This is a genomic window from Pseudomonas sp. TH31 (assembly GCF_016650815.1).
In the GTDB taxonomy this organism is placed as follows: Bacteria; Pseudomonadota; Gammaproteobacteria; order Pseudomonadales; family Pseudomonadaceae; genus Aquipseudomonas.
Genome location: NZ_JAEKEZ010000029.1, coordinates 431908 through 444959 on the forward strand (window position 1 = coordinate 431908; position 13052 = coordinate 444959).

Genomic DNA, 13052 nt, shown 5'->3' on the forward strand with positions numbered 1-13052 from the left:
CCATTTCATGGGCGCCCCCTTATGATGTCTCCCAGACTCTTTACCCTGCGATGACCCATGGCCGACTCTGCTTTTTTCTGCACCCTGTCACACGAAGGCGTTCTCGCGGTCCGCGGCGCGGATGCCGGCAAATTCCTGCAAGGCCAATTGACCTGCAACCTCAACTACCTGAGCGACTCCCAGGCCAGCCTCGGCGCCCGTTGCACCCAGAAAGGCCGGATGCAGTCGAGTTTCCGCATTCTGCTGGAAGGCGACGGCGTTCTCCTGGCCATGGCCACCGAGCTGCTGGAGCCGCAACTGGCGGACCTGAAAAAATACGCAGTGTTTTCCAAATCCAAACTGACCGATGAAAGTGCTGCCTGGGTGCGTCTGGGCCTCGATCATGGCGATGCGGCACTGCGCAGCCTGGGTCTTGAGCTGCCGGCCGACACCGACAGCGTTGCGCGCACCGACGGCCTGATCGCCATTCGTGTTTCACCGGAACGTGCCGAACTCTGGGTTGCCGCCGATCAAGCCGACGTCATCAAGGGCAAGCTGTCCGCCCTGCTGGCCGAAGGCGATCTGAATCAATGGCTGCTGGGCCAGATCCGCGCCGGGATCGGCCAGGTCATGCCGAGCACCCGTGAGCTGTTCATCCCGCAAATGCTCAACCTGCAAGCCGTTGGCGGCGTGAGCTTCAAGAAAGGCTGCTACACCGGCCAGGAAATCGTCGCGCGAATGCAGTACCTGGGCAAACTCAAGCGCCGGCTGTACCGCTTGCAACTCGATGGCAGTGAATTGCCGGAGCCCGGTACCCAGCTGTTTTCCCCGAGCCACGGCAGTTCCATCGGTGAAGTGGTGATTGCCGCACGCGGCAAACAAAACATTGAACTCCTGGCCGTACTGCAAGCCGAAGCAGCAGAGGGCGGCGACATTCACCTGGCAGCGCTCGAAGGCCCTGCCCTGCACTTGCTCGACCTGCCCTACATGCTGGATCGCGATAAAGAAATCCAGCGTTAACAGCAGTATTTTTTTGCAAGACCCTAGAGAACAGAAATGAGCGAGCTGGCGGATAAGGTCCAACAGGATTTGGTTGAGGCCATCGATAACGATGATCTGGTTCTGCCAACACTACCGGAAGTGGCCCTGCAAATTCGCAAGGCCGCTGAAGATCCGGAAATCAGCGTAAGCACCCTGAGTAAAGTAATCGGCCGCGATACCGCGCTGTCGGCGCGCCTGATCAAAGTGGTCAACAGCCCGTTGCTGCGTGCGACCCAGGAAGTCACCGACCTGCACACGGCCATCACCCGGCTGGGCGTGAACTACAGCAGCAACCTGGCCATCGGCTTGGTGATGGAACAGATTTTCCACGCCCGTTCTGAAGTGGTGGAACAGAAAATGCGCGATGTCTGGCGCAAAAGCCTGGAAATCGCCGGGATCAGTTACGCGCTGTGCCGCAGCTATACCCAGCTCAAGCCGGATCAGGCTGCGCTGGGCGGGTTGGTACATCAAATTGGTGTACTGCCGATCCTGACGTACGCCGAAGACCACTATGAACTGCTCTCGGACCCGGTCAGTCTCAACCATGTGATCGACCGCATTCATCCGTTGCTCGGCGACAAGCTGCTCAGCGTCTGGGAATTTCCGGAGATGCTGGTGAAATTGCCGGGGCAGTACCTGGACTTCAAACGTGATTCCGGGCGGGTCGATTATGTCGACCTGGTACAGGTCGCCAGCCTGTATTGCCACAAGGACACCGACCACCCGCTGGCCCGCATAGATGTGCTCAATGTTCCGGCGTTCAAGAAGCTGGGGATTGATCCAGAGAATGAGGCGATGTGCAGGGATCTGGAAGAGTCGCGGTCGATGTTTTATTGATTGTGAACACTTCCCTCCGTAGGAGCTGCCGAAGGCTGCGATCTTTTGACTTTGATCCTGGCGCCTGACGGATCGCTGAAGATCAAAAGATCGCAGCCTTCGGCAGCTCCTACGGGGCAATCACCCTGCCGATCACTCCCCTGCCATAAAACTCACCCGAACCTTCAACCCCGCCGTCTCCCCGTCGTGCAGGCTGATCTGCGCCAGGTGCGCGCGGCAGATCTCACCGACAATCGCCAAGCCCAACCCTGATCCCGCGACCTGCTGGTTGCGTCGATAAAAGCGCTCGAACACCCGATCGCGCTCTTCAAGGGGAATCCCGGGGCCATCGTCCTCGACCTCCAGCACCGCTGGCGCCGTGACACGCAGGATCACGTTGCCGCCCGGCGGTGTGTGAGCCAGCGCGTTGTCCACCAGATTGCTCAACAATTCGTTCAACAGTGTCGGTTCACCCCGCAGCCACACCGGTTCGTCCGCCTCCAGTGCCAGCGCCACGCCGCGTGCATGGGCCAGCGGCGCCATGGCCATGCCCAGTTCCCGGGCCAACTGGCTCAAGTCCAGCAACTGCGCACCGCCCTCGGCAATCGCCCGCGCGCCGTTTTCGACCCGAGCCAGGGAAAGCAACTGATTGGCCAAGTGCGTCAGGCGATCCGTTCCTTGGGCGGCGGTTTCCAGGGTGCTGCGCCAGATTTCGGGTTCGCTCGCGCGCAAGCCCAACTCCAGTCGTGCCTTGAGCGCCGCCAGCGGTGTACGTAATTCATGAGCGGCATCGGCGATGAACTGCGCCTGACGCTCAAACTGCCCGCGCAGGCGTTCGGTAAAGTGATTGAGCGCTCGCACCAGCGGCCACAACTCACGCTGCACTTCCACCAGCGGCAATGGCCGCAGGTCATCAGACTGGCGCTCTTCCACTGCGGTGCGCAAACGCTCCAACGGACGCAACGCCGCGCTGACCGCAAACCAGACGATCATCAGTGCGCCAATCGCCAACATGCCCAGCCGCAGCAAGGTATCCGCCGCGAGGCTGCGCGCCATGCGCACTCGCGCCTCATCAGTCTCCGCCACACGAATTTCCGCCATGCCATTCATGTTCGGTTCGATCACGGCTTTGAGCAGACTGACCACCCGCACGTTCTGCCCCTGGTACGTGGCGTCGTAGAAACGCGCCAACGCCGGGTAGTCGTCGGTGCGCGGCGTTCCCGGCGGCGGTCCGGGGAGGTTTTCGTAACCGGAAATCAGCTTCTGATGGATGTCGTTGACCTGGTAATAAATTCGCCCGGCACTGTCGTAGGCGAAGGTATCTAGGGCGACGTAAGGCACGTTCGCGCTGAGGCTGCCATCGCGCTGGGACAGGCCCGCGGCGATGGTCCGCGCCGAAGCCAGCAAGGTCCGGTCATAAGCGGTGTCGGCCGCTTCGCGACCGTTCCAATACGCGCTCAGACCGCTGGCCAACATCAGCACCACCAGCAATAGCGCCAGGTTCCACAGCAACCGCCAGCGCAGGCTGCTGGGCTTATGCATCGCGGCTTTCCAGTAAATAACCGAGGCCACGGAAGGTCACGATTGCAACGGGTTGGCCATCGAGTTTCTTGCGCAAGCGGTGAACGTAAATTTCGATGGCGTCGGGGCTGGCCTCTTCGTCCAGGCCAAATACCTGGGACGCCAGTTGTTCCTTGCTCATCACCCGACCGGGGCGGGCGATCAGCGCTTCGAGCACGGCTTGTTCGCGAGAGGTCAGGGTCAGCAATTCTTCGCCGAGGGTGAAGCGTCGCGTGTCCAGGTCATAGGCCAACACGCCACAGCGCTGCTGCCGCTCACCACCTAAAACGCTGCGCCGCAGCAAGGCTTTGACCCGGGCTTCGAGCTCGGTCAGTTCGAAGGGTTTGGCGAGGTAATCGTCGGCGCCGAGGTTCAGGCCATGGACCCGGTCCTTGACGTCGCTGCGGGCAGTCAGCATCAACACCGGCAGGTTTTTACCCTGGGCCCGCAGACGCGCCAGCACTTCAAAACCATCCATGCGCGGCAGGCCGACATCGAGGATCGCCATGGCGTATTCCTCGCTGCTCAAGGCCAGGTCGGCCGCCACGCCGTCGTGCAAAACATCCACGGTCAAGCCGGTGCTCTTGAGCGCCTGGGCGACACTTTCGGCGAGCTGCAGATGGTCTTCGACGAGCAGGACACGCATGGATTTTTACCTCGTTCAGAGATGGTCGACGCCATTCTTTGGCGCGGAGTTTACAGCCGCAACCGCTGCTGTGAAGCCCGAAAACCGTGAAAGTCAGCTGAAAGGTTAGCGAAAGGTTGGCCGGTTAGAGTCCAGCCACGGACAGTTTCGACTGCCCGTTGCCATTGCCACTGGCAAGTACGAAAAACGCCACGAAGCGTTTTCGCCAATAAGAACAATAACGGAGTACTTCACGATGCTGTCCATGCAGCTTCAGGCTCGCCCGCCTGTTCGTTTTTCCCGCCTCAGCCAGACCGCCCTTGCCAGTGCCGCCGCCTTCGCCGGCTTTTCGCCGTTGAGCCAGGCTGCCTTCTTCGAAGACAGTAAGGCAACACTGGAAACCCGCAACATGTATTTCAACCGCGACTTTCGCGATGGCACCAGTGCCCAGCAATCCAAGCGTGACGAATGGGCCCAGGGGTTCATGCTCAATCTGCAATCGGGTTACACCGACGGCACCGTGGGGTTCGGTGTCGATGCGCTGGGCATGCTGGGGGTCAAGCTCGATTCGAGTCCCGACCGCACCGGCACCGGCCTGTTGCCGACCCACGATGACGGTCGCGCGGCCAATGAGTACTCCAAACTTGGCCTGACCGGCAAAGTGAAGATCTCCGCCACCGAACTGAAAATCGGCAGCCTGATCCCGGAGCTGCCGATCCTCAAGCCCAACGACGGGCGCATCCTGCCGCAGACCTTCGAAGGCGGCCTGCTGACCTCCAAAGAGATCAAGAACCTGACCTTCACCGGCGGGCGACTGAATAAAGCCAAGGACCGCGACAGCACCGACTTCGAGGACATTGCCCTCAACAACAAGAACAGCCGTTTTGCCGGAACAGTCGCTGGCAAGCACTTCGACTTTGGCGGCGTGGACTACAAGCTCACCGACAAAATCACCGGCAGCTACCACTTCGCGCAACTCGATGAAGTCTACAACCAACACTTCCTCGGCGTGGTCGCCTCGCAACCGTTCGGCCCCGGCACCTTCGGCACCGACCTGCGACTGGCCATCAGTGACGACCAGGGCGCGGCCCGTGGCGGCAAGATCGACAACAAGTCCCTCAACGGCCTGGTGAGCTATGCCTTGAGCGGGCATAAATTCAGCGCCGGTTATCAGCACATGTCCGGCGACAGTGCATTCCCGTATGTCGATGGCAGCGATCCATACCTGGTCAACTTCGTGCAGATCAACGACTTTGCCGGTGCCCAAGAGCATTCCTGGCAAGCGCGCTACGACTTTGACTTCGCCAAACTGGGCGTTCCTGGCCTGAGTTTCATGAGCCGGTACCTGAGCGGTGACAACATCAAGCTCAAGAACGGTGAAGAAGGCAAAGAGTGGGAGCGCAACACCGAGATCAAATATGTTGTACAAAGCGGCGCGCTCAAGGACGTCGCCGTACGCCTGCGTAATGCCACCTACCGTTCCAACTACTCCGCTCGCGATGCCGATGAAGTGCGTCTGCTGGTGAGCTATAGCGTTGCACTTTGGTAATTGATTGAACCGCCGAAGGCCAAAAAGATCGTCCGAACGCGGCCCGAGCCTGCGGCAGCTCCTACACATCCATACAACAATAAATTTGTGGAGAACCCAATGAATTTGTCACTGCGTAAAGTTGCTCTCACCGCCAGCGCCCTGCTGTTTGCCGGCCAACTGATGGCCGAACCGAAGCGCCCGGAATGTATCGCCCCGGCCTCCCCAGGCGGCGGTTTCGACCTGACTTGCAAACTGGCGCAAAGCGCGCTGATCAACGAAAAAATCCTGACCAAACCGATGCGCGTAACCTACATGCCCGGCGGGGTCGGCGCGGTGGCGTACAACGCGGTGGTCGCTCAGCGCCCGGCCGACGCCGGTACGCTGGTGGCGTGGTCCAGCGGTTCGCTGCTGAACCTGGCCCAGGGCAAGTTCGGGCGTTTTGATGAAACCAACGTTCGCTGGTTGGCCGCCGTCGGCACCAGCTACGGCGCCATCGCAGTAAAAAGCGATTCGCCTTACAAGAATCTGGACGATCTCGTTCAGGCGCTGAAGAAAGATCCAAGCAAAGTGGTGATCGGTTCCGGCGGCACCGTCGGCAGCCAGGACTGGATGCAAACCGCGCTGATCGCCAAAGCCGCCGGGATCAATCCGCGTGACCTGCGTTATGTGGCCCTCGAAGGCGGCGGTGAAATCGCCACTGCGCTGCTCGGCGGCCATATCCAGGTCGGCAGTACCGACATCTCCGACTCCATGCCGCACATCCAGAGCGGTGACATGCGTCTGCTGGCGGTATTCGCCGACAAGCGTCTGGACGAGCCGGAAATGAAGGACATCCCGACCGCCAAAGAGCAAGGCTACGACATCGTCTGGCCGGTGGTTCGCGGTTTCTACCTCGGGCCAAAAGTCAGCGACGAAGACTACGCCTGGTGGAAAAACGCCTTCGACAAACTGCTGGCCTCCGAAGACTTCGCCAAGCTGCGCGATCAGCGTGAACTGTTCCCGTTCGCCATGACCGGCCCGGAGCTGGACACCTACGTGAAGAAGCAGGTAGCGGACTACAAAGTGCTCGCCAAAGAGTTCGGCCTGATCCAGTGATCGCCTCTGTCTAGCGGCTGCGGCCCCGTTTGCACGGGCTGCGGCACAGGAGTTCCCCATGCTCTTACAACGCATTTTTGCTTCGGTGCTGTTGCTGGCCTGTGTCGGCCTGGCGCTGATGGCGTGGCCGTATCAAGCGGCTTTTTCCTACGAACCGGTGGGGCCACGGGCCTTCCCGCTGTTGATGCTCGGGCTGATGGGCCTGGCGCTGTTGTACATGGTGTTTCGCCCCGCACCGATCAAGCAAAACCCTGACGAACCGCCGCTGGACCGCGAGACCCTGACCAAAATCGGTCTCTGTGTGGTGCTGTTACTGGTGTTCGCCGGCACCTTCGAACCGCTTGGTTTCATTGTCGCGAGCATCCTGATCGGGATCCCGATGGCACGCCTGTACGGCGGCCGCTGGTTGCCCAGCACAGTGATCATCAGCCTGATGGCGATCGGTCTTTATCTGCTGTTCGACAAGTTGATGGACGTGCCACTGCCCTTGGGCGTGCTCGACGTTCTGGAGAACTGATATGGATACTCTTGCTATTTGGGTCAGGGTTTTGGCGTTGCGCTGACCCCGTACAACCTGGTGACCGCGCTGTGCGGCACGCTCATCGGCACCGTGGTGGGCCTGTTGCCGGGCCTGGGCCCGATCAACGGCGTAGCGCTGTTGATCCCGATTGCATTCGCCCTCGGCCTGCCACCGGAATCAGCACTGATCCTGCTGGCGGCGGTGTACCTGGGTTGCGAATACGGCGGCCGGATCAGCTCGATTTTGCTGAACATTCCCGGTGAAGCGTCCACCGTCATGACCACCCTCGACGGTTACCCGATGGCCCGCAAAGGCCTGGCCGGTGTAGCGCTGTCGCTGTCGGCGTGGAGTTCGTTCATCGGTGCGTTCATCGCCACCTGCGGCATGGTGCTGTTCGCCCCGCTGCTGGCGAAATGGGCGATTGCCTTCGGACCCGCCGAATACTTCGTGCTGATGGTGTTTGCAATTGTCTGCCTGGGCGGCATGGCCGGTGATCGACCGCTGAAGACCTTTATCGCGGCGTTGATCGGTCTGTTCCTGTCGAGCGTCGGGATCGATGCCAACAGCGGTGTGTACCGTTTCACCGGGGACAACATCCACCTGACCGACGGCATTCAATTTGTGGTGCTGGTGCTGGGCCTGTTCTCCATCAGTGAAATCCTCCTGCTGCTGGAAAAAACCCACCACGGCCAGGAAGCGGTGAAAGCCACCGGCCGCATGATGTTCAACTTCAAGGAAGCCTCGGCGGTGTTCGTGGTGAACATTCGCTGCGGCGTGCTGGGTTTCATCATGGGCGTGTTGCCGGGTGCCGGCGCGACGCTCGCGAGCGCCGTGGCCTACATGACCGAAAAACGCATCGCCGGCGCCAAAGGCACCTTCGGCCAGGGCGACATGCGTGGCCTGGCGGCACCGGAAACCGCCATCGGCGGCGCAGCCTGCGGCGCACTGGTGCCGATGCTGACCCTCGGCGTTCCAGGCTCGGGCACCACCGCGGTGATGATCGGCGCGCTGTCGCTGTACAACATCACGCCGGGACCGCTGCTGTTCCAGCAACAACCGGACATCGTTTGGGGGCTGATCGCCTCGTTGTTCGTCGCCAACATCATGCTGGTGATCCTCAACATCCCGATGATCCGCATCTTCACCCGCATCCTCGCCGTGCCGAACTGGGCGCTGGTGCCGGTGATCGCGATCATTACCGGGATCGGCGTCTACGCGGTGCACGCCACCACGTTCGACCTGTTCCTGATGATCGGCATCGGTATCTTCGGTTACATCCTGCGCAAGATGGACTTTCCGTTATCGCCTGTCCTGCTGGGATTCATCCTCGGCGGCTTGATGGAGCAGAACCTGCGTCGCGCCCTGTCGATTTCCAACGGCGCGCTGGAGATTCTCTGGTCCAGCCCGATCACCTTCGGCTGCTGGGTGCTGACCGCGATCATGTTGCTGATGCCCATCATCCGGATCTGGCGCAAACGTTCGGTCGCCCGGCGTACCATCGCCGATGTCTGATCGTCCCTTCAAAACCTGGTGGGGAACTCCGCTGGTCGGTCTGCTTGGCGGTTACCTCGCCAGCCAGATCGGCTGGCCGCTGCCGTGGATGGTCGGCTCGCTGCTGGCGATCATCCTGGTGCGCTGCCTGACACCCTGGCAATTGGCTGAAATCCCTGGCGGGCGCAAGTGCGGTCAGTGGATCGTCGGCATCGGTATCGGCCTGCACTTCACCCCGGTGGTGATGGAGCAGGTACTGAGTCATTTGGGTTTGATCTTCTTTGGAGCGCTGGTGACCAGCCTGTCCGCCGTGGTCGGGGTCTGGTTGATGCGGCGCACCGGGGAGGATCGCGCCACGGCGTTCTTTTCCAGCATGCCGGGTGGTTCCGGTGAAATGGTCAACCTCGGCGCTCGCAATGGCGCGGTGCTCAGCCGGGTCGCGGCTGGGCAAAGTCTACGGGTGCTGGTGGTCGTGTTGTGTGTCCCGGCGGCGTTCAAGTATTTGCTCGGGGACGGTGCGCCGATTTCCCATGCCTCGGCCGTCGATTGGCGTTGGCTGGCCATGTTGTTTCCGGCGGGCGCCCTGCTCGCCTGGGGCTGGCAACGTTTGCGTCAACCCAATCCGTGGTTGTTCGGACCGTTGTTGGTGAGTGCGGCGGTGAGCATTGGTTGTGATCTGCACATCGGCTTGCCTGACGGCGGCAGCCAGATCGGCCAATGGCTGATTGGCAGCGGCTTGGGCTGTCACTTCAATCGGCAGTTCTTCCGGCGGGCACCGTCATTTATGGGGCGGACGTTGATCGGCACGGTGCTGACCATGCTGATCGCCACGGCAGCAGCGCTGGGGTTGAGTGCGTTGACCCATCTGGATTTGCGTTCACTGACGCTGGGCATGATGCCCGGCGGGATTGCGGAGATGAGCCTGACGGCCGAAACCCTGCAGCTGTCGGTGCCATTGGTCACGGCGATGCAGGTGATGCGGTTGTTGTTTGTGTTGTTTTCTGGCGGAGCCGTTGTTCAAGTACTGGAATCGGATGCCTGAGTAATTCTGATGGACCGAAGCGCCTGCTTCGCGAGCAAGCCCGCTCCCACATTGATCTTGTGAACACTGAAGATCCAATGTGGGAGCGGGCTTGCTCGCGAAGGGCCCCTCACGGTCAACATATCAAACCGGCGGCAACCGCCACTCGATCGGCGTTTCGCCATTCTGTTCCAGAAACTTGTTGGTCCGGCTGAAATGCCCGCAACCAAGGAAGCCTCGATAAGCGGACAGCGGCGACGGATGCACCGACGTCAGCACCAGATGCTTGGTGGCATCGATCAGTTTCTGTTTGCTCTGGGCATGGGCGCCCCACAGCATGAACACCAGATGCGGTTGCTGTTGACTGACCACTTCAATGATCCGATCGGTGAAAAACTGCCAGCCCTTATCCTTGTGCGCATTGGCGTTCGCACGCTCGACGGTCATGGTGGTGTTGATCATCAGCACACCCTGATCAGCCCAGCTCTGCAGGCAGCCGTGGCTCGGGATGTCGATGTTCAGGTCGCGTTTCAACTCTTTATAGATGTTCACCAGCGACGGCGGCGCTGGCACGCCCGGTTGCACCGAGAAGCACAAGCCATGGGCCTGGCCGGGGCCGTGGTAAGGGTCCTGACCGAGGATCACGACCTTGACCTTGTCCAGCGGCGTGGAGTTGAGCGCGTTGAAGATCATCGGGCCTGGCGGATAGATTTCCTTGCCGGCCGCCCGCTCCTGTTGCAGGAATGAGCGCAACTCTGCCATGTAGGGCTGGTCGAACTCAGCACGCAGTGCCTCCTTCCAGCTCGGTTCGAGTTTGATACGGTCGTCAGCAGTCATGGTCATACCCGGCAAAAACAATGGGGCGAACCCTAGGAAACCCCAACCGGCTTGTCAATTGATCTGACACAGATCCGGCACTTTCCTACATTGCGATCATACTGAACGCTCAAATTCCCGATCGAGGTCACGATGAATCTGCACTTCGAAGAACTCACCGGCACCGACGGCGCGCGCATCGGCATCGCCAGCCTGGATGCGGAAAAGTCGCTGAATGCCTTGTCCTTGCCGATGATCAATGCCCTGCGCGATCAACTGGACGCTTGGGCCAAAGAGCCACAAATCGTCTGCGTATTGCTGCGCGGCAACGGCGCCAAGGCCTTCTGCGCCGGTGGCGAAGTGCGCAGCCTGGTCGAGGCCTGCCGCAACCATCCCGGCGAAGTACCACCGCTGGCCGCGCAATTCTTTGCCGCGGAATATCGCCTGGACTTCAAGCTGCACACCTACCCCAAACCGCTGATCTGTTGGGGTCACGGTTACGTGCTCGGCGGTGGCATGGGGCTGTTGCAAGGGGCGAGCATCCGGATTGTCACGCCAACCAGCCGCCTGGCGATGCCGGAGATCAGCATCGGCTTGTACCCGGATGTCGGCGCCAGTTGGTTTCTGTCGCGACTGCCCGGCAAGCTCGGGTTGTTCCTCGGCCTGACCGGCGCGCACATGAATGCCCGTGATGCGATCGATCTGGATCTGGCGGATCGTTTCCTGCTCGAAGAACAGCAAGAAGAACTGGTCGAAGGCTTGCTGCAATTGAACTGGCAGGAACAGATCTCGATGCAGCTCAACAGTCTGCTCAAGGCATTGCAACAGGAAGCCGTCGCGCAGATGCCTGAAGCGCAATGGCTGCCGCGCCGCCAGCAGCTCGACGAACTGCTGGATGTCAGCGATGTGCGCTGCGCCTGGAAGGCCATCAGCCATCTGCGCGATCACACCGATCCGCTGCTCAGCCGCGCGGCGAAGACCATGACCGAGGGTTCGCCCCTGACCGCTCATCTGGTCTGGGAGCAAATCGTCCGGGCCCGGCACCTGTCACTGGCGCAGGTTTTCCAGATGGAATACACCCTGAGCCTCAACTGCTGCCGGCATCCGGAATTCAGTGAAGGCGTGCGGGCGCGGCTGATCGACAAAGATCAGAAGCCCCACTGGCACTGGCCAGACATCCATAACGTGCCGGACGCTGTCGTGGAAGCGCACTTCCATAAGGTCTGGGAAGGTCGCCATCCGTTGGCCGACCTGTCGGAATACTGAAATCCGGGCACAAAAAAGCGGCGCTTTATGCGTAATGCCGATCAGTTAAGAAGACCTCAAGGTGACACACGCTCTTTGTAGCAGCTGGCGAAGCCGGCGTTCGGCTGCGCAGCAGTCGTTAAGATCAGCCTCCCGGTTCTTTCAGGCAAACCGCGTGTGCAGGATTTACGACTGCTGCGCAGCCGAACGCCGGCTTCGCCAGCTGCTACAGGTCGCGTTTAGCTTGACTGATCGGCATTGCGCTTGATACGCCGCTTTTTTGTAGCTGCTTAACGGTGGCCATCGCGACCGTCGTGACCGCCACGTCCACCTCGGTGGTCACCTCGCCCATCATGACCTCGGCGGTCATTGTCCCAATTGCCGCGATTGTGGCCGTCCCAACCGCCTCGGTCATGCCCTCGCCAGCCACGGTTCTGGGACTGGTAGTAGCGCGGTTGCGCCTGGTAATAACGCGGCGCCGAATAGTAACGGGGGCCGGTTGGTAGTAGCGTGGAGCCGAGTAATAACTGCCACCGCCCGAGTAGTAAGCCGGCGCGGGGGACGAGTAAACCTCAGAACTGTAGTAGCTGCCTCCATCTCCGTAGGAATAGGGAACGCATGCACCCAGGGACAAACTCAACACGACCAGCATCAGAATTCGGCGATACATAGCGGCCTCCTGGACCGCGAGTGAGCCACACCAGCGACGCTGGCAGGCGACAGCCCATTGTTGGCGACTGTCGAAAGATCAGACATCGATTTTGGAATCTGGTGCGTTTATGAAACACATTGATACAAGTCGCCGATGAAAGGTTTTTCATCGGCCCATAAAAAACGGCGCCTTCAGAAAGCCGGAGGCGCCGCCGTATTCATCCGCTGATTAATGGTGGCCGTAGTGGTATCCGCCACGGGAATAACGAGAGCCGTAGCCACCGTGGTAATAGGCGTGATAACCACCGTAAAAACGTGGGCCGTAGTAACCACCAAAGTACCAGGGCGAGTAATAGCCGCCGTAGTAATAAGGCGAGTAATAACCGGGTGAGTAGTAAGGGTCAGTGTATACCGCACCAGGCGCCGGGTAGTAATAACAAGCTGAAAGACCCAAACCGATCGATGCGCTGAGCAGGCATCGAAGAAGCGTTTTTCGACGGAACATGGCGGCCTCCTGGAAGACCAACTTCGGCAGTCGGCACAGGCCGGCTTACATCAGGTTTGACTCGAAAACGGTCGACAAGTGCGCCCTGACGCAAACCTTCAGATCAGCGGCCAACCCGTCCCATTACGGTGCGCAGCCGCACCCTCACAATGTGCG

At 60.4% G+C, this 13052-nt stretch carries 11 protein-coding genes and 2 pseudogenes; 8 read left to right on the forward strand and 5 right to left on the reverse strand.

The features are described 5' to 3' along the window. Positions 1–57: 57 nt before the first annotated feature. A complete protein-coding gene (gene ygfZ, locus JFV26_RS21380) occupies positions 58–999 on the forward strand; it encodes a CAF17-like 4Fe-4S cluster assembly/insertion protein YgfZ (RefSeq protein ID WP_201195265.1) in 942 nt (313 codons plus the stop codon). A 36-nt stretch (positions 1000–1035) separates the two neighbouring features. Further along, positions 1036–1857, forward strand: coding sequence for an HDOD domain-containing protein (locus JFV26_RS21385; protein ID WP_201195266.1), 822 nt, complete (start codon positions 1036–1038; stop codon positions 1855–1857). A gap of 132 nt (positions 1858–1989) precedes the next feature. Here the strand turns inward: JFV26_RS21385 and JFV26_RS21390 are convergent, their stop codons facing one another. After that, positions 1990–3378: a sensor histidine kinase gene (locus tag JFV26_RS21390; RefSeq protein WP_201195267.1), complete on the reverse strand. Its 1389-nt coding sequence runs from the start codon at positions 3376–3378 to the stop codon at positions 1990–1992. Beyond that, positions 3371–4042 carry a response regulator gene (locus tag JFV26_RS21395; RefSeq protein ID WP_201195268.1) on the reverse strand — a complete coding sequence of 224 codons (672 nt, stop codon included), beginning with the start codon at positions 4040–4042 and terminating at the stop codon, positions 3371–3373. The genes JFV26_RS21390 and JFV26_RS21395 overlap by 8 nt, the downstream gene beginning before the upstream one ends. 235 nt (positions 4043–4277) lie before the next feature. Between JFV26_RS21395 and JFV26_RS21400 the strand changes: the two genes are divergently transcribed. The 5 genes and pseudogenes from JFV26_RS21400 to JFV26_RS21420 all read left to right on the forward strand — a co-directional run bounded on the left by JFV26_RS21400 (position 4278) and on the right by JFV26_RS21420 (position 9704). Continuing rightward, positions 4278–5570 (forward strand): OprD family porin, encoded by a 1293-nt coding sequence (locus JFV26_RS21400; RefSeq protein ID WP_201195269.1) that lies wholly within the window; start codon positions 4278–4280, stop codon positions 5568–5570. A gap of 99 nt (positions 5571–5669) precedes the next feature. Continuing rightward, complete coding sequence (locus JFV26_RS21405; RefSeq protein ID WP_201195270.1) at positions 5670–6647, forward strand: Bug family tripartite tricarboxylate transporter substrate binding protein; 978 nt, start codon at positions 5670–5672, stop codon at positions 6645–6647. A gap of 58 nt (positions 6648–6705) precedes the next feature. Further along, positions 6706–7164, forward strand: a complete 459-nt coding sequence (locus JFV26_RS21410; RefSeq protein WP_201195272.1) for a tripartite tricarboxylate transporter TctB family protein — start codon at positions 6706–6708, stop codon at positions 7162–7164. An 18-nt stretch (positions 7165–7182) separates the two neighbouring features. Continuing rightward, positions 7183–8679: a tripartite tricarboxylate transporter permease gene (locus JFV26_RS21415; RefSeq protein ID WP_201195274.1), complete on the forward strand. Its 1497-nt coding sequence runs from the start codon at positions 7183–7185 to the stop codon at positions 8677–8679. Beyond that, positions 8672–9704 (forward strand): annotated as a pseudogene (locus JFV26_RS21420) (AbrB family transcriptional regulator). Before JFV26_RS21415 ends, JFV26_RS21420 begins: the two are co-directional and overlap by 8 nt. A 119-nt stretch (positions 9705–9823) precedes the next feature. On the opposite strand, the gene ung reads toward JFV26_RS21420, so the two are convergent. Further along, a complete protein-coding gene (gene ung, locus JFV26_RS21425) occupies positions 9824–10516 on the reverse strand; it encodes a uracil-DNA glycosylase (protein WP_201195275.1) in 693 nt (230 codons plus the stop codon). A 132-nt stretch (positions 10517–10648) separates the two neighbouring features. Between ung and JFV26_RS21430 the strand changes: the two genes are divergently transcribed. After that, complete coding sequence (locus JFV26_RS21430) at positions 10649–11761, forward strand: enoyl-CoA hydratase/isomerase family protein (RefSeq protein ID WP_201195276.1); 1113 nt, start codon at positions 10649–10651, stop codon at positions 11759–11761. Between the two features lie 269 nt (positions 11762–12030). Here the strand turns inward: JFV26_RS21430 and JFV26_RS33730 are convergent. Beyond that, positions 12031–12410: pseudogene (locus JFV26_RS33730) on the reverse strand (hypothetical protein). A gap of 210 nt (positions 12411–12620) precedes the next feature. After that, a complete protein-coding gene (locus JFV26_RS21440; protein ID WP_201195278.1) occupies positions 12621–12896 on the reverse strand; it encodes a hypothetical protein in 276 nt (91 codons plus the stop codon). Positions 12897–13052 lie beyond the last annotated feature (156 nt).

What these genes read in the sequence shown, in the direction of transcription:
- JFV26_RS21405 (WP_201195270.1), top strand. Translation starts at nt 5,670, where the DNA reads ATGAATTTGTCACTGCGTAAAGTTGCTCTCACCGCCAGCGCCCTGCTG.
- JFV26_RS21400 (WP_201195269.1), top strand. Translation starts at nt 4,278, where the DNA reads ATGCTGTCCATGCAGCTTCAGGCTCGCCCGCCTGTTCGTTTTTCCCGC.
- ung (WP_201195275.1), bottom strand. Translation starts at nt 10,516, where the DNA reads ATGACTGCTGACGACCGTATCAAACTCGAACCGAGCTGGAAGGAGGCA.
- JFV26_RS21410 (WP_201195272.1), top strand. Translation starts at nt 6,706, where the DNA reads ATGCTCTTACAACGCATTTTTGCTTCGGTGCTGTTGCTGGCCTGTGTC.
- ygfZ (WP_201195265.1), top strand. Translation starts at nt 58, where the DNA reads ATGGCCGACTCTGCTTTTTTCTGCACCCTGTCACACGAAGGCGTTCTC.
- JFV26_RS21430 (WP_201195276.1), top strand. Translation starts at nt 10,649, where the DNA reads ATGAATCTGCACTTCGAAGAACTCACCGGCACCGACGGCGCGCGCATC.
- JFV26_RS21390 (WP_201195267.1), bottom strand. Translation starts at nt 3,378, where the DNA reads ATGCATAAGCCCAGCAGCCTGCGCTGGCGGTTGCTGTGGAACCTGGCG.
- JFV26_RS21440 (WP_201195278.1), bottom strand. Translation starts at nt 12,896, where the DNA reads ATGTTCCGTCGAAAAACGCTTCTTCGATGCCTGCTCAGCGCATCGATC.
- JFV26_RS21385 (WP_201195266.1), top strand. Translation starts at nt 1,036, where the DNA reads ATGAGCGAGCTGGCGGATAAGGTCCAACAGGATTTGGTTGAGGCCATC.
- JFV26_RS21395 (WP_201195268.1), bottom strand. Translation starts at nt 4,042, where the DNA reads ATGCGTGTCCTGCTCGTCGAAGACCATCTGCAGCTCGCCGAAAGTGTC.